Annotated in this window: 26 protein-coding genes; 13 read left to right on the plus strand and 13 right to left on the minus strand. The window is 64.0% G+C overall.

Annotation, left to right across the window (positions count from 1 at the left end; translation table 11 throughout):
• Positions 1 to 4 precede the first annotated feature (4 nt).
• From NO877_RS06355 to NO877_RS06370, 4 genes are all read right to left on the minus strand, one after another.
• Positions 5 to 568 carry a class I SAM-dependent methyltransferase gene (locus NO877_RS06355; protein WP_256395486.1) on the minus strand — a complete coding sequence of 188 codons (564 nt, stop codon included), beginning with the start codon at positions 566 to 568 and terminating at the stop codon, positions 5 to 7.
• Between the two features lie 38 nt (positions 569 to 606).
• Positions 607 to 879: a DUF7967 family protein gene (locus tag NO877_RS06360; RefSeq protein WP_256395487.1), complete on the minus strand. Its 273-nt coding sequence runs from the start codon at positions 877 to 879 to the stop codon at positions 607 to 609.
• 59 nt (positions 880 to 938) lie between these two features.
• A complete protein-coding gene (trxA, locus tag NO877_RS06365) occupies positions 939 to 1,283 on the minus strand; it encodes a thioredoxin (protein ID WP_256395488.1) in 345 nt (114 codons plus the stop codon).
• An 84-nt stretch (positions 1,284 to 1,367) separates the two neighbouring features.
• Complete coding sequence (locus tag NO877_RS06370) at positions 1,368 to 2,216, minus strand: universal stress protein (protein WP_256395489.1); 849 nt, start codon at positions 2,214 to 2,216, stop codon at positions 1,368 to 1,370.
• Between the two features lie 330 nt (positions 2,217 to 2,546).
• Between NO877_RS06370 and NO877_RS06375 the strand changes: the two genes are divergently transcribed.
• From NO877_RS06375 to NO877_RS06410, 8 genes are all read left to right on the plus strand, one after another.
• A complete protein-coding gene (locus NO877_RS06375; RefSeq protein ID WP_256395490.1) occupies positions 2,547 to 2,714 on the plus strand; it encodes a DUF7512 family protein in 168 nt (55 codons plus the stop codon).
• Between the two features lie 28 nt (positions 2,715 to 2,742).
• Entirely contained in the window at positions 2,743 to 3,750 is a 1,008-nt protein-coding gene (locus NO877_RS06380) for a sulfite exporter TauE/SafE family protein (RefSeq protein WP_256395852.1), read from the plus strand.
• Between the two features lie 106 nt (positions 3,751 to 3,856).
• Complete coding sequence (locus NO877_RS06385) at positions 3,857 to 4,261, plus strand: helix-turn-helix domain-containing protein (protein ID WP_256395491.1); 405 nt, start codon at positions 3,857 to 3,859, stop codon at positions 4,259 to 4,261.
• A 247-nt stretch (positions 4,262 to 4,508) separates the two neighbouring features.
• The gene (locus tag NO877_RS06390) at positions 4,509 to 5,909 is read left to right on the plus strand and encodes a cytochrome ubiquinol oxidase subunit I (protein WP_256395492.1); all 1,401 of its coding nucleotides are present in this window, start codon (positions 4,509 to 4,511) and stop codon (positions 5,907 to 5,909) included.
• Positions 5,902 to 6,900 carry a cytochrome d ubiquinol oxidase subunit II gene (locus NO877_RS06395; protein ID WP_256395493.1) on the plus strand — a complete coding sequence of 333 codons (999 nt, stop codon included), beginning with the start codon at positions 5,902 to 5,904 and terminating at the stop codon, positions 6,898 to 6,900. Before NO877_RS06390 ends, NO877_RS06395 begins: the two co-directional genes overlap by 8 nt.
• A gap of 51 nt (positions 6,901 to 6,951) precedes the next feature.
• The gene (gene hisD / locus NO877_RS06400; RefSeq protein WP_256395494.1) at positions 6,952 to 8,220 is read left to right on the plus strand and encodes a histidinol dehydrogenase; all 1,269 of its coding nucleotides are present in this window, start codon (positions 6,952 to 6,954) and stop codon (positions 8,218 to 8,220) included.
• A 94-nt stretch (positions 8,221 to 8,314) separates the two neighbouring features.
• Positions 8,315 to 8,680, plus strand: a complete 366-nt coding sequence (locus NO877_RS06405) for a HesB/IscA family protein (protein ID WP_256395495.1) — start codon at positions 8,315 to 8,317, stop codon at positions 8,678 to 8,680.
• Positions 8,681 to 8,712: 32 nt separating this feature from the next.
• Positions 8,713 to 8,958, plus strand: a complete 246-nt coding sequence (locus NO877_RS06410) for a DUF5816 domain-containing protein (RefSeq protein ID WP_256395496.1) — start codon at positions 8,713 to 8,715, stop codon at positions 8,956 to 8,958.
• Here the strand turns inward: NO877_RS06410 and pyrI are convergent, their stop codons facing one another.
• Positions 8,959 to 9,420 (minus strand): aspartate carbamoyltransferase regulatory subunit, encoded by a 462-nt coding sequence (pyrI, locus tag NO877_RS06415; RefSeq protein ID WP_256395497.1) that lies wholly within the window; start codon positions 9,418 to 9,420, stop codon positions 8,959 to 8,961.
• Positions 9,417 to 10,337 carry an aspartate carbamoyltransferase gene (gene pyrB / locus NO877_RS06420; RefSeq protein WP_256395498.1) on the minus strand — a complete coding sequence of 307 codons (921 nt, stop codon included), beginning with the start codon at positions 10,335 to 10,337 and terminating at the stop codon, positions 9,417 to 9,419. The genes pyrI and pyrB overlap by 4 nt, the downstream gene beginning before the upstream one ends.
• Before the next feature lie 90 nt (positions 10,338 to 10,427).
• On the opposite strand from pyrB, the gene NO877_RS06425 reads away from it, so the two are divergent.
• Positions 10,428 to 10,742, plus strand: coding sequence for an ASCH domain-containing protein (locus NO877_RS06425; RefSeq protein ID WP_256395499.1), 315 nt, complete (start codon positions 10,428 to 10,430; stop codon positions 10,740 to 10,742).
• Between the two features lies 1 nt (position 10,743).
• Here the strand turns inward: NO877_RS06425 and NO877_RS06430 are convergent, their stop codons facing one another.
• Entirely contained in the window at positions 10,744 to 11,076 is a 333-nt protein-coding gene (locus NO877_RS06430) for a 2Fe-2S iron-sulfur cluster-binding protein (protein ID WP_256395500.1), read from the minus strand.
• Between the two features lie 141 nt (positions 11,077 to 11,217).
• On the opposite strand from NO877_RS06430, the gene mvaD reads away from it, so the two are divergent.
• Positions 11,218 to 12,195: a phosphomevalonate decarboxylase MvaD gene (mvaD, locus tag NO877_RS06435; protein ID WP_256395853.1), complete on the plus strand. Its 978-nt coding sequence runs from the start codon at positions 11,218 to 11,220 to the stop codon at positions 12,193 to 12,195.
• A gap of 13 nt (positions 12,196 to 12,208) precedes the next feature.
• Here mvaD and NO877_RS06440 read toward each other — a convergent pair whose 3' ends face one another.
• The 4 genes from NO877_RS06440 to cyaB form a co-directional block, all read right to left on the minus strand.
• The gene (locus NO877_RS06440) at positions 12,209 to 12,661 is read right to left on the minus strand and encodes a DUF5804 family protein (RefSeq protein WP_256395501.1); all 453 of its coding nucleotides are present in this window, start codon (positions 12,659 to 12,661) and stop codon (positions 12,209 to 12,211) included.
• Between the two features lie 39 nt (positions 12,662 to 12,700).
• On the minus strand, positions 12,701 to 13,771 hold the full coding sequence (locus NO877_RS06445) for a sensor histidine kinase (protein ID WP_256395502.1): 1,071 nt from the start codon (positions 13,769 to 13,771) through the stop codon (positions 12,701 to 12,703).
• A gap of 52 nt (positions 13,772 to 13,823) precedes the next feature.
• The gene (locus NO877_RS06450; RefSeq protein WP_256395503.1) at positions 13,824 to 15,026 is read right to left on the minus strand and encodes a methionine adenosyltransferase; all 1,203 of its coding nucleotides are present in this window, start codon (positions 15,024 to 15,026) and stop codon (positions 13,824 to 13,826) included.
• A 75-nt stretch (positions 15,027 to 15,101) separates the two neighbouring features.
• The gene (cyaB, locus tag NO877_RS06455; RefSeq protein WP_256395504.1) at positions 15,102 to 15,644 is read right to left on the minus strand and encodes a class IV adenylate cyclase; all 543 of its coding nucleotides are present in this window, start codon (positions 15,642 to 15,644) and stop codon (positions 15,102 to 15,104) included.
• A gap of 90 nt (positions 15,645 to 15,734) precedes the next feature.
• Between cyaB and NO877_RS06460 the strand changes: the two genes are divergently transcribed.
• A complete protein-coding gene (locus tag NO877_RS06460; protein WP_256395505.1) occupies positions 15,735 to 16,709 on the plus strand; it encodes an FKBP-type peptidyl-prolyl cis-trans isomerase in 975 nt (324 codons plus the stop codon).
• Positions 16,710 to 16,931: 222 nt separating this feature from the next.
• The gene (locus NO877_RS06465; RefSeq protein ID WP_256395506.1) at positions 16,932 to 17,801 is read left to right on the plus strand and encodes a DUF6159 family protein; all 870 of its coding nucleotides are present in this window, start codon (positions 16,932 to 16,934) and stop codon (positions 17,799 to 17,801) included.
• Positions 17,802 to 17,807: 6 nt separating this feature from the next.
• On the opposite strand, the gene NO877_RS06470 is transcribed toward NO877_RS06465, so the two are convergent.
• Both NO877_RS06470 and NO877_RS06475 read right to left on the minus strand, forming a co-directional pair.
• A complete protein-coding gene (locus NO877_RS06470; RefSeq protein ID WP_256395507.1) occupies positions 17,808 to 18,515 on the minus strand; it encodes a DUF47 domain-containing protein in 708 nt (235 codons plus the stop codon).
• An 83-nt stretch (positions 18,516 to 18,598) separates the two neighbouring features.
• On the minus strand, positions 18,599 to 19,162 hold the full coding sequence (locus NO877_RS06475; RefSeq protein WP_256395508.1) for a DUF6789 family protein: 564 nt from the start codon (positions 19,160 to 19,162) through the stop codon (positions 18,599 to 18,601).
• Positions 19,163 to 19,297: 135 nt separating this feature from the next.
• On the opposite strand from NO877_RS06475, the gene NO877_RS06480 reads away from it, so the two are divergent.
• A complete protein-coding gene (locus NO877_RS06480; protein ID WP_256395509.1) occupies positions 19,298 to 21,235 on the plus strand; it encodes a glycoside hydrolase family 15 protein in 1,938 nt (645 codons plus the stop codon).
• Positions 21,236 to 21,239 lie beyond the last annotated feature (4 nt).

Consider the following 21,239-nt stretch of genomic DNA (forward strand, 5'->3'; position numbering starts at 1 on the left):
CTAACTACTCGCTCCGAACCGCGACGATGAGGAACGTTTCGACTCTCGACTGTTCGGTTTCGATCTCGAAGCCAGCTTTCTCAAGCGCTGCGACCGCCTCGCTCGCACTGTAGCGTTCGTCGACCGGTGGCCCGCTTTCGCCCTCACCCTCGGCCGACCAGTCGGCGACGACGAGTCGGCCACCCGGCCGGAGCACGCGAGCGAGTTCCGTCAAGGAGTCCTCGCTGGCGAACTCGTGGTAGGTCATCGTGGAGACGGCTCCGTCGAGTTCGTCGTCGTCGAACGGTAGCTCCTCGATGCTGCTCGTGACGAGTTCGACGCTCTCGGGGATGCCCTTCTCGCGATAGAACTCGTGCATTTCGGGTTGGATGTCGACCGCGTACACCCGCTCGGCGTAGGGGGCGACATCATCGGTATAAAAGCCCGTCCCGCTGCCGAGATCCGCGACCGTCTCACTGCCGGTGGGTTCGAGCGCGCCGAGCAGCTCCTCCCGTGAGACCGACCGGTAGCGTTTGGCTGCGTCTTCGAGTCGACCTGCCTTGTCTGCGTCAAACGTGTGAAATCCCATTTATAAGCTGTATCGTACTGTATCGGTTAGTCGGTGGTTTATAAGGTGTCGTCAGGGTCGTGTTCGTCGGCCATCGCCGTTGCTTCGCGGGCGTACTGTTCGCGGATCTCGGGGTCCTCGACAGCGCCGAGGTTGTCGGGATCGGCAGCGAGGCTGACCTGCGTTTCGCGGTGGTCGCCGAAGCTCGTCAGCGCCCGCTCCTTGCGGAGGTCCCGCTTGCCGTCGGGCGTGGCGTAGGTCAGGATGATCAGGTTCTGTTCGTCGTCGGAGTAGGTGCGTTCGACGAGCCAGACGCGGACTGGATCAGCCATTATGTACTTCCTCTGTGTTCGATCACCGAATCGATTTCGGCTCTAGTCGACATATCGGCTTACGCAGTGTAGCCCGCGATCGCCTGCGACAGCGTGTCGCCGGTCTGTGCGCCGACCATCCGCTCGGCGAGCTCGCCGTCGGCGAAGACCAGCAGCGTCGGAATCCCCTGGACCTCGTACTGGCCCGCAAGCGCCTGGAACTGATCGACGTCGACTTTCAGCACTGCAGCGTCAGTATCCGCGGCCAGCGCCTCGATCGTCGGTTCCATCATCTGACACGGCCCACACCAGTCGGCATAGAAGTCGACGAGCACGACGTCGTAGTTGTCGACGACGGTATCGAACTCGTCGGGGTTTCCGAGCTGGATCGGGTCGGCCGGGGCTGCGTTCGTGTTTGAACTCATCACCATCAGCTACGGTCCACACCGGGATAACAGTTATGGGTGGTATATACAATACTACACAAAAGAGCAGCCGCCCTGGGAGAGCTATCGCTGTCGGGCGGGCGGCACCAGGAGGACGTTCCCGGCGGCTTCGGCGACGATCCGCTCGGAGACGCTGCCCAGCAGGAGGCGACGGAGGCGGCTCTGCCCGCGAGAGCCGAGGAGGATCGTCGTCGGCTCGTGTTCGGCCTCGGCCTCCAGGATCTGCGTCGCTGGATCGCCGTTCCGGACGTCGATCGCCGTCTCGATCCCCCAGTCTTCGAGGGTGCCAGCCAGCTCGTCGAGCGTCGATTGGATCTCGGGCGACGGCTCGTCAAGTTCTTGGCCCTTGGGTTTTCTGACGTGAACCAGCGTCGCCTCCTGGGTCGCATGCCGGAGGTGTGAGAACTCTTCGAAGGCGCGCTCGGCGTTCTCCGAGAAGTCCGTGGCGTACAACATTCGCTGGAAGAGATGGCTCCGGAGCGGGTCGGGGTCGTCGGTTGCCCGCTCGATCCGGTTGACCAACAGCGGGACGCTCGCGGTTCGGGCGAGGTTCCGCACCGTCGAGCCGATCAGTCGGTTCTCCAGGGGGCTCTTCCCGCGGGAGCCGACCAGAATCATGTCGGCGTGAATCGTCTCGGCGACTCCGGTAATCCGTCGGTGTGGGGTGCCGCGAACCACGTGGGACTCCACGTCGAACCCGGCCTCCACCAGAACGTCTTCGTACTTCGAGAGCGCCTCACGGCGACGCTTTTCGAAGTCGACGCCGGGCATCCCCGCGTGGACGTTCGACGGGACGACCGTCAGGAGATGCATCTCATCGACGCCGATCCGGCCCAGACACTCCAGACAGGTCTGGTCTTTGATCGCGGCCTCGCTGGCTGCCGAGAGGTCTGTGGCAAATAACACTCGCATAGATAATATTGTGTGGTTGTGGATATATTACTTGCGCTCAAATCGGCCGACGAACCGGCGACCCAGCCGACCCGTTTCGGCTCGCGCCGCTACCGACTACAGTCGGTCGACACGCGAAAACTGTCGTGTGCCGCAACTTCGCTGACCGACCGCAACCGGGCAGCCGACCGCAAAACCTACTCATAACGTATCGGTGGTTGGTGAGGGGTTACGCGAATATAGTATTGTACAGTATTTCCACAACCGTTATACCGTCAGCACTGGTAGGGGTTAGTGAGCAGAAATGTATAATCGACGAAATACTGTTGCGGATGAACGGAGCATCGAACGATGGCTGGATTAGCGGTGCCAACGTGGGACCCACAGACGGCGCTGCTGATCGGCGCGATCCTCTTCGAGGCGATCGTGCTCTATGTGGGCTATGGAGGGCTCGAACGGTTGGTCGGACCGCGGCTGATGGAGCTCTTGGTCGGAGGTGACTCCGGTGTTGGTCAGTAGTCTCAACGTCTTCGGTAGCTCCCCGGAGATGATGGCGCTGTTCGTCGGCTTCGGGCTGGTCGTCGGCATCCTCTTCGGCTTCTTCGGGATGGGTGGCTCGTTCCTCGTCACGCCCGCACTGTTGATGTTAGGGTACGACGCCTCGGTCGCGGTTGGCTCCGGGATGGCGTTCGTCTTCGGGACCGCCGTGATCGCGACGCTGAAACACCACGATCTCGGCCAGGTCGACTACAAACTCGGCGCGATCATGATCGCGGGGACCACGATCGGTATCGAGGTCGGCCGGGCCAGCGTCTACTACCTCGAAGCGCTGGGCCTCGCTGGCGGCGTCATCAGCGTTGCCTACGTCGTCCTGCTGGGCGGGATCGGGGCCATGGTGACCCGTGAGGCAATGAAGGGCGATGGCGGCGGCGGTGTCGACCATGAGGCCGCCGACACGGACCTCAGCGAGTACGAGATCCCCGAGATCGCCAAAACGATCCAGGAGACCGTCCGTATTCCACCGATGGTCACCCTCCGTGGCGACGTCCGGGTCTCGGCGTGGGTGATCACGGCGGTCGCCTTCTCGACCGGGCTGCTGTCGGGCTTCCTCGGCGTCGGCGGCGGCTTCATTCGGATGCCCGCGATGATCTACGCCATCGGCGTCCCGGTGCCGGTCGCGGTCGGCACCGACCTCTTCGAGATCGTCTTCTCCGGCGGGATCGGCAGCTACCTCTACGGCCAGGGCGGCGGCGTCGACCTCGCGATCGTCGCTCCCCTGCTGTTCGGCAGCGCACTCGGTGCGCGGATCGGCTCGGCGGCCACGGCGGTCGTCGACAGCGACGGGATCAAGATCTACTTCGGCGGGATGTTGCTGGCGGGCGCAGTCGCGGTCGGTATTGGCGAGGTCGGCTCCTACCTCGGCAATGGACTCCTGGAGACCGTCGGGCTCGTCCTCGTGATCGGCGCGGCGGTCGTCGTCGCCGGGGCGATCGTCTACACCACGGTCGCCTCCCTCCGGGCCACCCGGCGTCGCCGGACGCCTGCCGCCGACTGACCGGCGTATTCGACCGATCTCCTCGTTCGAGCCTCGATTCGGTTACGACAGTATTGTACACATCATACAAACGTTTTTACCGTGCGCTATCGTAACTGAAGCTACGATGGCAGACTCGATGAGCCAGTATCTCAAACAGGACATGGAGTGTGAGGGGCTATTGGAGTGTATCCACGGGCTGAAGAACCTCGACAAGGAGATCTTTGCGGTCCTCACCGAACAGACCGAGCCGCTGACCGTAGACGAGATCGCCGAGGAGGTAGACCGCGAGCGGTCGACGGCCTACCGGTCGGTCCAGCGGCTGATCAACAGCGGCTTCGTTCAAAAAGAGCAAGTGAACTACGATCAGGGCGGCTACTACCACGTCTTCCGGCCGACCGACCCCGACGAGATCGCCGACGATATGCAGCGGATGCTCAACGACTGGTACGCCAAAATGGGCCAGCTCATCGGCGAGTTCCGCACCAAGTACGACGAGCCACAGGATCGGACGGTTACCGCCGAGAACTAACCCGGCCGCTCCGCCCCTGCTCCGATTTCTCTCGCGTCCTTTCAGATCCCGGTAGTCGACTGTCGTGAACGGTCGATACCAGAGCCGACCGCAGTATTTACCACATCCACACAACTATCCCCATCAAATAATAATCGAGATGAACTATATACGGACGGATACTGTAGAAACTAGATGAGGACAGCAGAACATGATACCAGCGCCCGACCCCGTTTTCAGTAGTGTGGTTCAGTTCGCACAAACTAGTATGCTGTTGTCGCCCGAACTGGCCAGCAGGGCGCAGTTCGGCTGGACGATCTCGGTTCACATCCTGTTTGCGTCGCTCTCGATCGGGCTCGCGCCGTTTATCGTCTACTTCACCTGGAAAGACGTCACGAGCGACGAGGAGTCCTACACCCGGCTCCGGGAGTTCTGGATCAAGGTGTTCGCCGTCGGCTTCGTGATGGGGACGGTGACCGGTATTCCGATGAGTTTCCAGTTTGGGACGAACTTCCCGCAGTTCGCCGAGGCCGCAGGCGAGATGATCGGCGGGCCGCTAGCGTTCGAAGCCAAGATGGCCTTCTTCCTGGAGGCGGTCTTCCTCGGCGTGTTGCTGTTCGGCCGGGAGCGCGTCTCCGATCGGACCTACATCCTCTCGTCGGTGTTGACCGGCGCGGGCGCGTGGCTTTCGGGCTTCTGGATTCTGGTCGTCAACGCCTGGATGCAGACGCCCCGTGGCTTCGAGTTGGTCCAGCGCAACGGGATGGAGATCGCCCGGCTCACCGATCCCATCGCCGCCTTCTTCACCCCCCGAATGCCGTGGATGTACGTCCACATGATGAACGCCTCGGTGATCGCGGTGACGCTGGCGGTCGCCGGAATCGCCGCCTACATGATCTGGCGGAACCGCGAGTCGAAGGCCTGGAACACCGCCCTCCGGATGGCGGTGGTCTTGCTGTTGATCTCCGCGCCGCTGCAGGCGATCCATGGCGACGCCTACGGTCGACACGTCGCCGAGACCCAAGAACAGAAGTTCGCCGCGATGGAGGCCCACTACGATACCGGCCAGGCCGATCTCCATCTGATCGCCATCCCGAAGAGTTTCGATGCGCTGACCGATCCGCGGACCGATAACCTGTTTACGATCAGCCTCCCCGCCGTCGGCTCGTTCCTCGCCAGCGGGGGTGATTTCCAAGCCGAAGTCACGGGCTTACACGAGTACGACGACAACCCGCCGGTCGCGCTGGTCTTCTGGTCGTTCCGCGCAATGGTCGGCCTCGGCTTCCTGTTTATCGGGCTCGCCCTCTGGGGCGGGAACCTCCTGCGACAGGGGAAACTCCGCGAGAGCACACGCTACCTGCAGACGATGATGCTGGCGAGTCCGCTGGGGTTCGTTGCGCTGCTCACTGGCTGGTACGTCACCGAGATCGGCCGCCAACCGTGGGTGATCCAGGACGTGCTCAAAACGAACGACGCGGTGTCGACGACTCTGACCGGGGCCGAAGCCACCGGCACGCTCGTGGCGTTTGTCGTCCTCTACATCGCCCTGCTGACCGCTTTCGGGTTCGTCCTGAAATGGATGATCGAAGGTGAACTCGAACGGATGGGGGTCCGCAAGCGCGAGGAGTCCGGTCGACCGCGGATGCCGTGGGTGAAAGGCGATGACTAGCCTCCTGATCCCGGTCGACGCCTACCTCGTCGAGTCGCTGCCGACCGTCTGGTTCGGCGTCGTCATGTTCTCGCTGGCGATGTACGTCGCCCTCGACGGGATGGATTTCGGGATCGGCATGCTGTATGCCACCCGCGACGACCACGACCGGGAGACGCTCCTTTCTGCTTTCGGCCCGATCTGGGACGCCAACGAGGTCTGGATCGTCGCCTTCGGCACCACGCTGCTGGCGGCGTTTCCCGCGGTCTACTCGCGGCTGTTGAGTGAACACTACCTGCTGGCGATCGCCATCGTGATGGCGCTGCTCATGCGGGGTGTCGCCCCCGAACTCCGCGAACAGCGCGACGAGCCCGAGTGGCACCGACGCTGTGACCAGCTGTTCGTCTTCGGCAGTACGGTGACGCCGCTGCTGTTAGGAACCCTCGTCGGGAGCTGGATCTTCGGCACGGCCGTCTTCAGCCTCCCGAGCCTGCTGACCGGCGTCGGGCTGGTCGCGCTCTGTCTCACCAGCGGTGCGGCGTTCCTCGCGGCCAAGACCAGCGGCCCGCTGGCCGACGATATGGTTCGGTTCGGGACGCTCTCGACGGCGGCCTACCTCGGCGGCGTGGTCGTCCTCTTGGCCGTGGTCTACTGGCTCAATCCCGCGAACGTGCGGGCGCTCCTGGTGACCCTCCCCGCGGCCGCGGTCGTCCTCGCCAGCGTCGGCTTCGGCCTCGGCGGGATTGCCGCCGCCCGACAGGGTCGACACAAACTCTGGTTCGGTACCACGTTTGGGCTCTCGTTTCTGCTCGTCGGCCTCGTCGCCACGCTGCTGTACCCGACGATCTACCCCGCCAGCGGCCTGACGATCGACGCGGTCGTCGTCTCGCCGCTCGCGTTGAACCTCACGACGATCCTCGGGCTCCCGGTGTTGCTGCTCGTGTTGTGGTACTTCAAGTTCCTCTACGGCACCTTCGCGGGCCCGGTCGACGGAGAGGGATACAGCACCTAATCCGACTGCTCGGATGGAAACGGTTTTTCAGCAGCCATCCGAAGCCGACGTATGGACTACCGAGTTATTGCGGATCTCTCGCCGGACGAGCGCGTGGCATTCTTCGAGCGCGACGCCGGGATCGATGCCGCACGAGGCGACGCCGCGGATATCATCTCCCGCGTCCGTGAGGAGGGCGACGTGGCCCTCCGTCAGTTGGCCGCCGAGTTCGACGATGTCGAAGTCGGCAATCTCGACGTGACCGATCTCGCCGAGCGCGCCCACGAGGAGGTCGACGACGAGATCCTGGAGGCGATCTCGACGGCCGCCGACAACATTCGCGAGTTTCACGAACAGCAAGTCCCCGACGACTGGCGGCAGTCGTTCGACGGCCGGGAGTTGGGCCGACGCTACCGTCCCATCGAGCAGGTCGGCGTCTACGCCCCCGGCGGCACCGCCGCCTACCCCTCCAGTGTGTTGATGGGGGTCATCCCCGCCAAGATCGCGGGCGTCGACCACGTCGCGGTCGCCACCCCGCCGGGCGATCCGATGAATCCGATCACCCTCGCAGCAGCCCACGAAGCGGGCGCGGACGCTATCTACGCCGTCGGCGGTGCGCAGGCTGTCGGTGCGCTGGCCTACGGGACAGAGACAGTTACCGCGGTCGACAAGATCGTCGGCCCCGGCAACAAGTGGGTCACGGCGGCCAAAGCCGAAGTCCGCGGTCACGTCGAGATCGACTTCCTCGCAGGGCCGAGCGAGGTGCTCGTCGTCTGTGACGAGACCGCAGACCCCGCGCTCGTCGCCAGCGATTTGATCGCACAGGCCGAACACGACCCCAACTCCTCGGTCGTCGCAGTCACCGACGACGAAGCCACTGCCGCGGCGATCGGCGAAGCGGTCGACGCCCAGATCGAGGGCCGCGAGCGGAGCGATATCATCGAACAGGCGCTGGCGACCGACGCGAGTGGCGTCCTCCTGGCCCGGTCGATGTCCGAGGCCGTCCTCTTCGCCGAGGAGTACGCCGCTGAACACCTCTCGATTCAGGCCGACGACGACGAGGCGCTCCTGGACCGGATCGATTCTGCGGGGAGCGTCTTTTTGGGCCCCTACACGCCGGTCGCAGCGGGCGACTATGCCTCCGGAACGAACCACGTGTTGCCGACCAACGGCGGGGCCAAACGGTTCGGCGGGCTGTCGGTCGACGCCTTCCTCCGGTCGACGACCGTCCAGCGACTCGACGAGGAGAGCCTCGATGGGCTTGCGGAGACGATTACGACGCTCGCCGAAGCCGAAGGCCTCGAGGGCCACGCCGAGAGCGTCCGGCGGCGATTTAAATAATCGCCAGCTACTCCGCACGATTTCCGTAGACTGGAACCAGTTTTGATTGCATCCCGTCGTCACAGTTAACAGGCTTGGACAACGAGAGGTAGCTATGAGCACTGGAACCGTCGACGGCAGTTCGGAGTCAGCGGTGGAGGTCTCCGAGCTGGCCGCCGAGAAGGCACTCGCGTTGATGGACAGCGAGGGAATGGATCAGGACGTCGGCGGGCTCCGACTGTTCGTCCAGCAGGGCGGCTGTGCGGGCCTGTCCTACGGAATGCGGTTCGATAACGAGCCGGAAGCTGACGACACGGTCACGGTCCACCACGGGCTCCGGGTGTTCGTCGACCCCGCGAGCCTCGACTACATCGGCGGCAGCCGACTCGAATACGAGGACGGCCTGCAGGCTGCGGGCTTCCACGTCGAAAACCCTAACGTCGTCTCCGAATGCGGCTGCGGCGAGAGCTTCCGGACGTAGTTTATAAACCGAGCGCCGTTCTTGCTGTCCGTATGGATCTCGAAGCGATGACTGTCGACGCCGAGGGGACGCTCTACGTCGACCGCGACGACGCCGAACGCGGATCGGAAGGCCCCTTTTATACCGTGTACGCGACCGACGACGCCAGCGAGCGCTGGGGCTATCTCTGTAGCGCCTGTGAGACCGTCGACAACGCGATGGATACGATGGGCCGGATCGTCTGCAACCAGTGTCCGAACGTCAGAAAACCCGACGAGTGGGACGCCGCCCACGAGTAACTATTCCGGATCGATGTGGTCGGCCAGCGAGTCCCGGATGATCGTACTGCAGTAGGTACACCGAACGTCGTCGTCGACCACGGTGAAGTTGGTTTCGACCGGCTCGTTTTCGTTGGTGATGCAGTTGCGGTTGGGACACGACAGCAGCCCGACGACGGTCTCGGGGCGGTCGACGCGGTTCTTCTGGACGACCTCGAACTCCCGGATGATGTTGATCGTCGCCTCGGGAGCGATAAGGGAGATGACGTCGACCTCCGACTGGCTGAGTTCGCGGTCTTCGACCTTGACCACGTCCTTGCGACCGAGCCGGTCGCTGGGGACGTTCATGACGACCGAGACGCCCAGCCCCTCGGAGCCGTCGATGCCGAGGATCGACAGCACGTTCAGCGCGTGGCCGCCCGAAACGTGGTCGATAACGGTACCGTTGCGGATCTTCGAGACGCGGAGTTCGTGGTCGCTCATTGGTCGCCCTCCTCGGAGAGCAGGTAATCCAACAGTGCCATTCTGACCGGCACCCCGTTGTGGGCCTGTTCGAAGTAGGTCGCGTGGTCGGTCGTATCGACTCCTGGATCGATCTCATCGACGCGGGGCAGCGGGTGCATCACCGCGAGGTCGTCCTTGGCCGCCTCCAAGGTCCCGGTGTCGATCTGGTACTCCCCGGCGACCTTCTCGTATTCGGTCTCGTCGGGGAACCGCTCGCGCTGGATGCGGGTGACGTACAGCACGTCGAGGTCAGGCAGGACCCCGTCGAGTTCAGTGTGTTCCCGAACCTGCGCACCGGACTGATGGAGGTCGAACCGGACGCCGCGTGGCAGCCGGAGGCTCTCGGGGCTGATGAAGTGCTGGCGCACGTCGAAGTTCGTCAGCGCCTCGGCCAGCGAGTGGACCGTCCGGCCGTACTTGAGATCGCCCATGATCCCGATCGAGAGGTCGTCGAGACCAACGTTCTCGCGGATCGTATAAAGGTCCAGGAGCGTCTGGCTCGGGTGTTGGCCTGCGCCGTCGCCCGCGTTGATGACGGGGACGTCGACGAACTCCGCGGCCATCTTGGCCGCTCCCTCGCTGGGGTGTCTGAGGACGAGGGCGTCGGCGTAGCCTTCGACGACGCGGACGGTGTCGGCGAGGCTCTCGCCCTTCTTTACGGAGGAGGAGTCGACCGATCCCATGTCGGTGGTGGTGCCGCCGAGTCGCTTGATGGCGGTGTCGAAACTCATTTTCGTGCGTGTGCTCGGTTCGAAAAAACAGAGGCCGAGAACGGCCCGGTCGTGGGCGTCGCCCCACGCCGCCGGGTCGCCGTCGATCTCGGCGGCCCGGTCGAGCACCGCCTCGATGTCTGCCCGCGAGAGCTGGGTCGCGGAGATGAGGTGGTCCTGACGCATTGCATAAGGGGGGTCGCCCAACGCTCTTGAATCCCGCGGGTCGACCTCACCATACCCGGCCTTTTTGTCAGTTGCCCGCAACAATTGCGCATGGGAACTGTTGACGCTTCGACGCTGTTACCGAACGACCACGTCAAAAAAGCGGTTTTGGCGGGGAAAATGACCCAGATCAGCCGCGGGCAGGCCTACGCCGCGGAGGGCGACACCTTCGAAATCGACGATCAGGAGTTCGTCGTCGTGGGTGTCGACGAGCTCACGCTGGGCGAGCTGACGGATGCGGACGCCCAGCGGGAGGGGTCGGCGGACCTGGAGGCCTACAGGGAGCGACTGGTGGCCGCCCATGGCGGGAACTTCGAGTGGGACGACGACGTGGAGATCGTCCGTCACCGATTCGAGGCGAAATGAGTCAGTCGTCGGCCGCGGCGGTGTCGCTGGCGGCGGTCGGTACGTCGTCCTCGATGCTCGGCGGGTAGACGCCACGTTCGAGTTTGAGATCCGACTGGGCCCGCGCCATGCAGGTCAGCGCGTAGTTTTCTCGCTCTTCCTCGGTGAAGCCGCGGGCGGCGGGCTGGGCGACCTCGCCCTCGATGATTTCGGCCGAACAGGCCAGACACATGCCGACGCGACAGGAGTACTCCTGTGCGATCCCCGCTTCGAGACAGGCTTTCAGGATGGTCTGCTTGTCGGAGACCGTGATCGTCTCTCCGGTTCCGACGAACTCGACGGTGTACTCGGTCATACCGCAGGTGTTCGATGAGGCGACCCTAAACTCTTGTTATAGGTTCTGTCGGCCGCGTTTGGACGAATTCGGTTGGCAGGAACGACCGCCACAAAATCCGGAACGACTAACCCCCGACCGGTCCCCATACCGACAATGAGCATGAAAGCGACCGCGCGGGCCCACCCGATCCAGGGGCTCGTCAAATACCACGGGATGCGCGATCCCGAACTCCGACTGCCGTACCACGACTCGATCAGCGTCTGTACCGCTCCGACCAACACCACCACGACCGTCGAGTGGCTCCCCGAGAGCGGACCAGCCGACGACGTCTATCTGATCGATGGCGAGGAAGTCGACGGTCGGGCGGCCGAACGGATCGCAATGGTCGTCGATCACGTCCGCGAACTCGCGGAGTTCGACCACGCCGTCCGCTTCGAGAGTGAGAACTCCTTCCCCTCGAACATCGGGTTCGGTTCCTCCTCGTCGGGTTTCGCCGCCGCCGCCCTCGCGCTCGTCGAGGCCGCGGGGCTAAATATGAGCCTGCCGGAGGTCTCAACTGTCGCCCGCCGCGGGTCGTCGTCGGCCGCCCGCGCGGTGACCGGAGCGTTCTCGCATCTCTACGCCGGACTCAACGACGAGGACTGTCGGTCCTACCGACTCGACTCCGAGCTCGAAGACGACCTCAAAATCGTTGCTGCCCACGTTCCCTCGTATAAAGAGACCGAGGCGGCCCACAAGGAGGCCGCCGAGAGCCACATGTTCCAGTCGCGCGTGGCCCACATCCCCGACCAGATCGTCGAGATGCGGGACGCGCTACGGGAGGCTTCCTTCGAACGCGTCTTCGAACTGGCTGAACACGACTCGCTGTCGCTGACCGCCGCCACGATGACCGGCCCCTCGGGGTGGGTCTATTGGCAGCCCGAGACGATCGCCGTCTTCAACGCGGTCCGTGAGCTTCGTGAGGAGGGCGTCGACGTCTACTTCTCGACCGACACGGGTGCGAGCGTCTACGTCAACACCCGCGAGGAGTACGTCGACGAAGTCGAGAGTCGAATCGCAGAGATCGGCATCGAGACCGACGTGTGGGAAGTCGGCGGTCCGGCCCACGTCCTCGACGAGAGCGAGGCACTCTTTTAAAATCGTCCGCTCGTCAGCCGCCGAACTCCTCTTCGGCGACTCGGACGACGACGGTGTCGTCGACCTCACGGAGGTCGTAGCTCGGCACCGAGTCGGTGACGCGGGTGACGTACATCGGTTCGACTAGTCGGTTCTCCTCGACACCGAATATCTGCAGGAGGCTGTCGGTTTCTTCCGGCGGCAGTTCGCGGTCCCGGACTTCCGTGGCGAGTTCGCGGGAGAGCCATTCCGTTTCGCTGATCGAGGGCTCCTGGACCAGCGCGTAGTCGGCGAACCGCACCAGATACCAGTTGAGGTCATTTAGGAGGGCGACGGCCGCGCCGAGGCTCACCGTGTCGAGTCCGATGGCGTTGTCGAACGGTTGGTCCAGATCGTAGGTCGCCAGCGCGTTGCGGGCGGTCTCACGGGACAGCAGTTCGTACTGGAGGTCGACGTCGTCGGCCCCGATGAGACAGACTCGTGTCACACCGGATCGAAGCCAGTCGCCGAGTAAATCCGTTTGGGTTCAGGTCCGGAACTCGAAGCGCGCGCCGCCAGCCTCTGACTCGGTGAGTTCGACCGTCCAGCCGTGGGCCTGTGCGATCCGGCGGACGATCGCCAGGCCGAGACCGCTGCCCGACCCCCCGTTGGTTTCGCCCGCCTCGAAGATCGACTCGCGGTCCTCGGCGGGGATGCCGACGCCGTCGTCGGCGACATAAAAGCCGCTCTTGCCGGGCAACTGTCCGACCGTGATCGTGAGCTCCGGCTCCTCGGCAGCCGACTCGCCGTCGGTGTCGTGATCCGTCGACAGCCCGTGTTCCACGCTATTCCGAAACAGGTTCTCCAGGAGCCGCGTGACCCGGTCTTCGTCGGCCTCGACGGTTCCCTCGTCGACAACCAGCCTCGCCGAGTCGGAGCCCGCGGTTTGCCACGCTGTCTCGGCAGCCGACTCAAGGTCGACCGCCTCGGGATCGGTGACCTCGTGGCCGCCGCGCGCAAGGGCGAGTGAGTCCTCGATGATCTCGGTCATCCGCTCGTGGGCGAACTCGATCTGGTCGACGTGTTCGGCATCGAGGTCGTGGGTCGCCTCCAGGAGCTCCATCCGACCGCGGGCGACCGTCAGTGGGCTCCGGAGGTCGTGAGAGACGATGGAAGCGAACTCTTCGAGCCGCTCGACCTGCCGTTCGAGCTGCCGTTCGCGGCGTCGGGTTCGCTGTCGCTCGACATCGTAAAATCCGAACGCGAGACCGATCACTGACCCGCGGGCGACCCCCGCGTTCAGCGTCTGGAGCTCCTTCTGGATGAGGACACCACCCTCGAACTGCGAGTAGAGGGTCAGAAACTCGAAGCCGCCCACGATGGCCCCGCCCGCCAGACACCACAGCGTGAGCCGAACCATCGCCGTATCGGCCGACCGGTCGGCCCACGCCCAGTAGCTCGCACCGACCAGCAGCGCCGAAAACAACAGCGGCACGATGGCGTCGGTCACGAACACCACCCCGCTCGTCGGCTCGCTGTTGATAATAAACAGGAGTGTCAACGAGGCGGTCGCGATACCCACTCCGGCTATCGTGCCCGCACTGAGTCGGCGGCGCATCTACCTACAAAGACGAACCGGCGAATAAAAGAATACTGTTTCCAGCGACTGGTTAGAACGTCGAAATGTCGCCCTCGATCACTTTCCGCGTGATCTCGGTCACGTCGGCCAACTCGCGGTCGACGATTGCGCGGATCTCACCGTCCACGTCGGCGACGTCGACGCCGTCTTCGGTGACGACCTGGGCGTCGGCGACGTGGGGCTGGTCGATCGGTTTGCCGATCTGGCTGAGGAGTCGGACCTGCAGATCTCGGATGCCGTCGACCTCCGCTACCACTGATTCGGCGATCTCCGTCGAGAGGAGGTTGTAGATCTTCCCGATGTGGTTGACTGGGTTTTTGCCGGAGGTGGCTTCCATACTCATCGGTCGGTTCGGCGTGATGAGGCCATTGGCGCGGTTGCCCCGCCCCACGGAGCCGTCGTCGCCCTGTTCGGCGGACGTCCCCGTTACTGTGAGATAGATCGAGCCCTCGTCGAGATCGTCGGCCGTGTTGACGTCGACGCTGACCTCGCGGTCGGTGATCTCCTCGGCGAGCTCGGTGACGTAGGCCTCGACGTCCTCGACGGCGGCGGCGTAGGCCTCGATGTCCTCGATGTAGGCGTCGATCATGGCGGCGGCGACGGTGATGTTGATGTGGTCGCCCTCGCGTTTGCCCATGATCTTGACGTCGGGGCCGAGTTCGGGATGCTCGTCGGCGTAGGTGGTGTTCAGTTCCCCTTCGGCAGTGGCGACGATCTCCTCGGTTTCGGTCAGCGGGGCATGGCCGACGCCGAAGGAGGTGTCGTTGGCCATCGGCACGGTCGCGCCCTCTTCGCCGAAGACCTCCTGGAGGTCCCCCGATCCCTCGCCGAGTTTGACGTCGACGATGACATCGGTGCCGTATTCGAGCTCGGGGACCGTCTCGGCGAGGTACTCCCGGGCCGCCGCGAGGGCGGTCGCGTTGACCGGCAGCTGCTCGCCGTCGTACTCCTTCGTCGCCCGGCCGACGATCAGGATGTACATCGGCTCGATGACCTCGCCGCCGCCGAAAGCGGGGGCTGCCCGGCCCGCTACGAGCTGGGTCTCGTCGGTGTTGTAGTGGAGGACCTTGCCGACGCGGTCCAGATAGAGCTGCGAGAGGGCCCGCGAGACGCTTTCGGCGATTCCATCACTGATCGAATCCGGATGCCCGACGCCCTTCCGCTCGACGATCTCGACGCCCTGGTCCTCGACCGCCGACCGGTCGAGTTCGCTGACCTGAATGTTCCGACTCATTACCCGACCCTTCGAAGGCCGCCATTCTATAACTTGCGGAAACCTCTGCCCATTGTAAAATAACTACTGCGCATTTTACGTCCCTTGGAGCAACAGCCCGAGATACGAGGTTCGGATCTGCTCGTCGGGATCGAGTCCGAGTTGCGACAGCAGGTCGACCGCGCCCTCCCGGACATGCTCGACCTCGTCTTCGGTCGTCGCCCGTTCGATCTCGACGAACTCCCCGAGGTCGGCCACGGTATCGAGGCTGATCGTATATCCATCAAGCGCGTAGAACTCGCGGTTCTTTTCGACTCGCGCCGCGGGCTCGAAGCCGAGCCCCGAGAGAATCCCCGTCAGGGCCTGCTCGTTGTCGACGGCCGTCTCGTGTTCCTCCCGTGTTTTCGATTCGGCCTCGACCAGCGGCCCTTTATATGTGAGTTTGGTGGTGGATTCGCCGTCTGCGGGCTGTTCGTACCGGATGCGGAGTGCTTCGTCGGTCTCGGCGAACTCGCGGTGGGGTGCGTTGTAGTAGGTATCCGTTTGTGTGCGGCTGTCGACGTGATCGGCGCCGTGGTCAGCCAACACCTCACGGAGTTCGTCGTGGTCAGCTCTGAGTTTGAGTTCGACCTCGTACATAGCTGACCGTCCCACCGCGTCCCAAAAGCTTCTGTGGGTTGGCCGCCGCGAACCGTGCTTCTTAAGGGTGCATCGACAGTTGTTCGGAGTATGAGTGACGAACAGGCCGAGGCAGAAGCTGCCGAGGCTGATGAGTCTGCAGACGCCGAATCGGAGACCGAACAGACCGGATTCGGGCGCGGCGATTTCGTCGAGCTCGACTACACCCTCCGGACCACCGAGGACGACGACGTGGTCGACACGACGATCCTGGAGGTCGCCGAAGAGGCCGGGATCGATACCGACGAACACGAGTTCTCCCCGCGGACGATCATCATCGGCGAGGGCCACGTCTTCGAGTCGGTCGACGACGCGCTCGTCGGCAGCGAGGTCGGCGACGAGGGTGCGGTCGTCATCTCGGCCGAGGAGGCCTTCGGCGAGTACGACCCCGATCAGGTCCGGACGATCAGCGCCGACAAGATCCCCGAGGACGACCGCTACCCCGGCGCGAACGTCCAGATAGACAACGAACAGGGCCACATCGAGACGATCATCGGCGGCCGCGCACGCGTCAACTTCAACCACCCGCTGGCCGGTGAGGAGCTCGAATACGAGTACGAGGTCCTCGACGAGGTCGAAGACGACGAGGGCAAAGCCGAGGGGATGCTCGGGATGTACCTCCAGCACGCTCCTCCCCTCTGGATCGAGACCGACGAGGTCGAAGAGGAAGTTCCCGTCGAGCCTGACGAAGACGACGAGGATGCCGAGCCGGAGTTCGAAACCCAGACCGTAGAGAAAGAAACGCTCTACATCGAGTCGACCCCGCAGCTGACGATGAACCAGCAGTGGATGATGTCGAAGGGCCAGATCGCCCAGGATGTCATCTCGAAGACCGGCATCGACCGCATCGTCGTCCAGGAGATCCTCGACGGCAGCGGCGGCGGGATGTTCGGCGGCATGGGCGGGATGGGCGGCCTCGGCGGTGCTGGCGGCGAAGAAGTCGAAGAGGCCCTCGAAGACGTCGATCTCGACGATGTCGACCTCGATGCCGACGAGCTCGCCGAAGAGATCGAAGACGAAGCCTAACTCGTTCGTTCTTCCCCTTTTATACGCTGCTCGCTGCTGAGTGTCTACGTCGGCTCTCAATTCGCCGACCGGCAACTCCCGACGGCCTCGACACGCCGCGCAACTGGATCGGACTGGCGTCGACCGTCGGGGTCGCTGTGCTCGCCGTCGCCTTCCGGATCGGTTGAGACCGACCGGTCGGCTGGCCTACCGTTTTAAGCGTCGACGGCGAACAGATCGACTATGCGACTGGTTCGACGGCTTACAACCGGGTTCGACCTCACCCGTGATAGCCTGACTGTCCTCCGCAACTATCCCACGCTCGCGGCGTTTCCGCTGCTCGGCGGGATTGGGACGCTGGCGTTCGGCGCGGTGCTGTATCTCACAGTGTTCGTCGTCGACCTCGTCGGCGGCTGGCTGACGCTGGGGGCGCTGTTCGGATTCTACGTTGTGACGACGTTCGTGGCCTCGTTTTTCACCGCCGCGTTGGTGGCGTCGGTCGACGACGTCTTCCACGGGCGGGAGCCGACGGTGCGGGCCGGGGTGGCCGCCGCGTGGGCGATCAAGCGCGAACTCGCCGTCTGGGCGGCGATCTCGGCGGTCGTCGGGGTGATCCTCCGCTCGCTGGAACGCTCCGAGTCGCTGCTCTCGCGGTATGCCGCGGGACTGTTCGCGGTCGGCTGGACGATCACGACGCTGTTCGTCGTTCCGGTGTTGGTCTTCGAAGACGTCTCTGTCAGGGGGATGTTCTCGAACAGCGCCTCCACATTTAAACGAACGTGGGGAGAGACGCTGAATGCGAACTTCGGCATCGGGCTGCTCCAGGGCGTCGTCTGGCTCGGCGGCGTCGCTGTCATCGTCGCGGTCGGGGCGGGGCTGTTCAGCCTCGTTCCGTGGCTCGGGACGAGTACCGTGATCCTCGGTGTGATCGGCCTCAGCGTCGCCGTTTATCTCGTTGGCCGAACGGTAACGGATATCGTCAAAACCGTCCTCTACGTCTATGCGACCGAGGGAACGGTCCCGCCAGCGTTCGCCGACTTTGACTTCGAGACGTTGGAGGGGAGAGTCGAGGCGTCGACCGCAAGCGACGACGCCGACTCCCCGACTACTTAATGGGTCTTACTCCCACTGCGGGTCGGGTTCAGTGACGATGCCGGGTTCGTTGCTCGCGATGACGATCACTTGGTCGGTAACGTCCTCCATCGTGTTGGCGAGTTTGTCCAGGAGGATGGCGAACTCCCGGTAGAGCAGTGGGTCGTCGACATCCCCGTCGAAGGCGGTGGTGATGATCTCGTTTCTGAGTTCGTCACACTCGCTTTCCATTCGCCGGACGGCGTTGATCTCGTCGGTGAGGGTGTCGGACTCGTCGGTCGTGCTGAGACTGTGGATAAAGCGAACGACCACGTCGACCAGCGGTGCCATCCCGGCGGCGGCGCTGTCGGCCATCTCGGTCATCCGCTGGAAGCAGGCGTTGTCGTGGGCGGGCTCGATCATCAACAGCTCCTGGGCGATGCGCTCGGTGAGGTTGGCGATCACGTCGAGCTGGCCGTAGAAACTGATCAGCGCGGAGGTGTTGAAATGGACCCGCGAGTTGAGCAGGCCGATGTCCTCGGCTCCGGCGTTGGTGATCGTGCCGTTGATGTTCCGATTGAGCCGGTCGCACTCGCTTTCGATCTCCTGGATCTCCTCGAAGGTCTCTCGGTAATCCCCCTCGGTCCGGTACTGGTCGAGCAGTTCGGGGAGCAGACTGGTACAGTCGGCGAGTCGATCGAGATACGTTTCGGTTTGGGATTCTAACTCCTCGCCGAAGGTCGGTCCTGTGGACATTCTCGTCTATCGCCATGCGTGACCGAACTTAATATGTGTCGTTGCAGGCCGCGAGACGGTGTCGCCCTCCCGTCGAAGCCGGACTACGTCTCCGACTCGTAGTCGTACTCCGTCCGGACGTTCTCGACGCCCTCAGTTCGGGAGCCGACCCACGCACCGAGGGCGATGCCGTAGACGAGATGCCCCGCGTGAAACAGCGTGAGCTCGTCGGCCTCCAGCTGGGTATCCAATACCCCATTGAGGACGACCTGTGTCCCGAAGACCGACAGCAGCAGTCCGAACACCGATCCCCAGACGATTCCCCGCTGCTCGGGCTCGATCGCGCGTTCGGCCGACAGCAGCCCGAACAGACTTCCGAAGAGAGCCCCGCCGGTGGTCCCATACAGCAGATGCAACAGGAGGCCGATGCCGGGATAGTCGTCAGTATCGCCCGTGCCAATATACAGTGCCCAGAAGTTGGCCGACGGCGGCAGCGACCGCATGATCGGGAGTCGAAACGCGGTCATGATCAGCGTCGCCACGAACCCCGCCTGGAGGCCGCGAACCGCCGCGACCGCTGCGTGAATCCCACGCGAACTGTCCGGAAGCCGGTTGTCGTCCCGTGCGGTCCTGTGAAGTCTTCGTTCGAGAGCGTCTTCGAGGGTCATTGCAGAAAACTACCACGATCCGCCACCTAAGCCTTCTCGCCGATTCGGTCGACCGGGGAGCAAGGCACAACAATCTAGCCACAACAAACGCCACCGAGGTCCCCGAAAAGCTAGTGGCAATCCCTCCGAGAGCCCATGAACCCAGTGTCGAGTGAGCAGCAGCCAACCGATTTCGAGCCGCTGGAGGCCTACGGGGTCGTCGGCAATCTCGAAACGGTCGCGCTGATCGGCCGCAACGGCGGTATCGACTGGTGTTGCTTTCCACGGGTCGACTCGCCGAGCGTGTTCGCCCGTCTGCTCGACAGCGAGCGGGGTGGCCATCTGACTATCGCGCCCACCGGTTCGTTCGAAGCCGCTCAGGCGTACGTCGACCGAACCAACGTCCTCCAGACACGGTTTTCGACTGCGGGCGGCGAGGCAACGGTGACCGATTTCATGCCCGTTCCGCAGCGAACAGCCGCCGATGATCACCGAGCGATCTACCGACGAGTCACCGGCGAGGCAGGCAGCGTCGACCTCTCCGTCGGCTTCGAGCCCCGGTTCGACTACGCCCGAACGGTGCCGACTATCGAACACACCGATTACGGCGTCACTGCTGGCAGCGATGGTGAGCGGCTGGGTCTCTCGGGACGGTGTTCTTTCGACGTCAGCCGCGGCGCAGCCACCGCCAACCTGCGGCTGGACGCGGGCGAGACGAGATGGATCGTCCTCGGCTACGACCGGCCCGTTCGGATCGAGCCCGAGGCTCACGGAGAACTGCTCGATGCGGTCGTCGACTACTGGCGGGAGTGGACCCACTCCTGTACCGGATCGGCCTGTCCCCTGGAGGGGCCGTGGCACGAGTTGGCCGTCCGGTCGGAACTCGTGTTGAAGCTGCTGATCCAGCGGGGGGTCGGAACGATCGCGGCCGCACCGACCACCTCGCTGCCCGAGGCGGTCGACGGCAGCCGGAACTGGGACTACCGCTACAACTGGATTCGTGACGCCGCCTTCACTGTCCAAGCCCTCGCGGAGTTGGGCCATCTCGACGAGATCGAGGCCTACTTCGAGATGTGTCTCACCCACTGCGGCCAGGGGACACCCGCGGAGATGCAGCCGGTCTACGGGCTCTACGGTGCGACCGACCTCACCGAACACACCCTCGACCACCTCGCGGGCTACCGTGGTTCGACACCGGTTCGCGTCGGCAACCGGGCGGCCACCCAGCGACAGCTCGACGTCTACGGCGAACTCGTCGTCGGGGTTTCCGAGGCGGTTGAGTACGGCGTCGACCTGCTGTCGGACCACTGGCCGTTGATCGAAGGGATCGCCGACCACGTCTGTACGGTCTGGGACGAACCCGATGTCGGTATCTGGGAGATCCGCGGCGATCCCGAGCAGTTCGTCTATTCGAAGGTGATGTGTTGGGCGGCTCTCGACCGCGCCATCGCGTTCGTCGAGGACGGCGACATCGAGAGCGGCGGTGATCTCGTGGCGTCGGTCGACCAGTGGCGAGAGACACGCGAAACGATCCGCGAGACCGTCTTCCGACGGGGATACAACGAGGAGTTAGGGAGCTTCGTGCGCTCGTTCGAGGCCGACGACCGGCTCGATGCGGCGGTGCTTCGACTCCCCGAGGTCGGCTTTCTCCCGGCCGACGACCCACGGATGGAAGGAACGATCGACGCGATCCAGCGTCGCCTCACGACTGACGAGGGGTTGGTTCACCGACTCGACGGCGACGACGGGCTGCCGGGGAGCGAGGCGCGGTTCGTCGTCTGTACGTGTTGGCTGGTCACCGCGCTGGTTGATGCCGGGCGGATCGAAGAGGCAAGGCGGATCTTCGAGCGGCTCGGTGCGGTCGCCAGCCCGTTGGGACTCCTCACCGAGGAGGTCGACCCCGAGACGGGACGCCTGTTGGGAAACTTTCCGCAGGCGTTCAGCCACATCGGCGTCCTCACGAGCGCATTGGCACTGACGGCCCACGGCGGGCCAGCCAACGCGCGTTCGCAGTCGTATCCGCCCTTCGGCCTCGACGACCAGCCGTCGACGACCTATCCAAGAGGAACGGACAGCGAGAACACGAACCACTGACTGC

The organism is Halohasta litorea (assembly GCF_024494645.1).
GTDB lineage: Archaea > Halobacteriota > Halobacteria > Halobacteriales > Haloferacaceae > Halohasta > Halohasta litorea.

Coding starts and splice junctions, on each gene's coding strand:
- NO877_RS06355 (WP_256395486.1), bottom strand. CDS start 568: ATGGGATTTCACACGTTTGACGCAGACAAGGCAGGTCGACTCGAAGAC.
- NO877_RS06360 (WP_256395487.1), bottom strand. CDS start 879: ATGGCTGATCCAGTCCGCGTCTGGCTCGTCGAACGCACCTACTCCGAC.
- trxA (WP_256395488.1), bottom strand. CDS start 1,283: ATGAGTTCAAACACGAACGCAGCCCCGGCCGACCCGATCCAGCTCGGA.
- NO877_RS06370 (WP_256395489.1), bottom strand. CDS start 2,216: ATGCGAGTGTTATTTGCCACAGACCTCTCGGCAGCCAGCGAGGCCGCG.
- NO877_RS06375 (WP_256395490.1), top strand. CDS start 2,547: ATGGCTGGATTAGCGGTGCCAACGTGGGACCCACAGACGGCGCTGCTG.
- NO877_RS06380 (WP_256395852.1), top strand. CDS start 2,743: ATGATGGCGCTGTTCGTCGGCTTCGGGCTGGTCGTCGGCATCCTCTTC.
- NO877_RS06385 (WP_256395491.1), top strand. CDS start 3,857: ATGGCAGACTCGATGAGCCAGTATCTCAAACAGGACATGGAGTGTGAG.
- NO877_RS06390 (WP_256395492.1), top strand. CDS start 4,509: ATGCTGTTGTCGCCCGAACTGGCCAGCAGGGCGCAGTTCGGCTGGACG.
- NO877_RS06395 (WP_256395493.1), top strand. CDS start 5,902: ATGACTAGCCTCCTGATCCCGGTCGACGCCTACCTCGTCGAGTCGCTG.
- hisD (WP_256395494.1), top strand. CDS start 6,952: ATGGACTACCGAGTTATTGCGGATCTCTCGCCGGACGAGCGCGTGGCA.
- NO877_RS06405 (WP_256395495.1), top strand. CDS start 8,315: ATGAGCACTGGAACCGTCGACGGCAGTTCGGAGTCAGCGGTGGAGGTC.
- NO877_RS06410 (WP_256395496.1), top strand. CDS start 8,713: ATGGATCTCGAAGCGATGACTGTCGACGCCGAGGGGACGCTCTACGTC.
- pyrI (WP_256395497.1), bottom strand. CDS start 9,420: ATGAGCGACCACGAACTCCGCGTCTCGAAGATCCGCAACGGTACCGTT.
- pyrB (WP_256395498.1), bottom strand. CDS start 10,337: ATGCGTCAGGACCACCTCATCTCCGCGACCCAGCTCTCGCGGGCAGAC.
- NO877_RS06425 (WP_256395499.1), top strand. CDS start 10,428: ATGGGAACTGTTGACGCTTCGACGCTGTTACCGAACGACCACGTCAAA.
- NO877_RS06430 (WP_256395500.1), bottom strand. CDS start 11,076: ATGACCGAGTACACCGTCGAGTTCGTCGGAACCGGAGAGACGATCACG.
- mvaD (WP_256395853.1), top strand. CDS start 11,218: ATGAAAGCGACCGCGCGGGCCCACCCGATCCAGGGGCTCGTCAAATAC.
- NO877_RS06445 (WP_256395502.1), bottom strand. CDS start 13,771: ATGCGCCGCCGACTCAGTGCGGGCACGATAGCCGGAGTGGGTATCGCG.
- NO877_RS06450 (WP_256395503.1), bottom strand. CDS start 15,026: ATGAGTCGGAACATTCAGGTCAGCGAACTCGACCGGTCGGCGGTCGAG.
- cyaB (WP_256395504.1), bottom strand. CDS start 15,644: ATGTACGAGGTCGAACTCAAACTCAGAGCTGACCACGACGAACTCCGT.
- NO877_RS06460 (WP_256395505.1), top strand. CDS start 15,735: ATGAGTGACGAACAGGCCGAGGCAGAAGCTGCCGAGGCTGATGAGTCT.
- NO877_RS06465 (WP_256395506.1), top strand. CDS start 16,932: ATGCGACTGGTTCGACGGCTTACAACCGGGTTCGACCTCACCCGTGAT.
- NO877_RS06470 (WP_256395507.1), bottom strand. CDS start 18,515: ATGTCCACAGGACCGACCTTCGGCGAGGAGTTAGAATCCCAAACCGAA.
- NO877_RS06475 (WP_256395508.1), bottom strand. CDS start 19,162: ATGACCCTCGAAGACGCTCTCGAACGAAGACTTCACAGGACCGCACGG.
- NO877_RS06480 (WP_256395509.1), top strand. CDS start 19,298: ATGAACCCAGTGTCGAGTGAGCAGCAGCCAACCGATTTCGAGCCGCTG.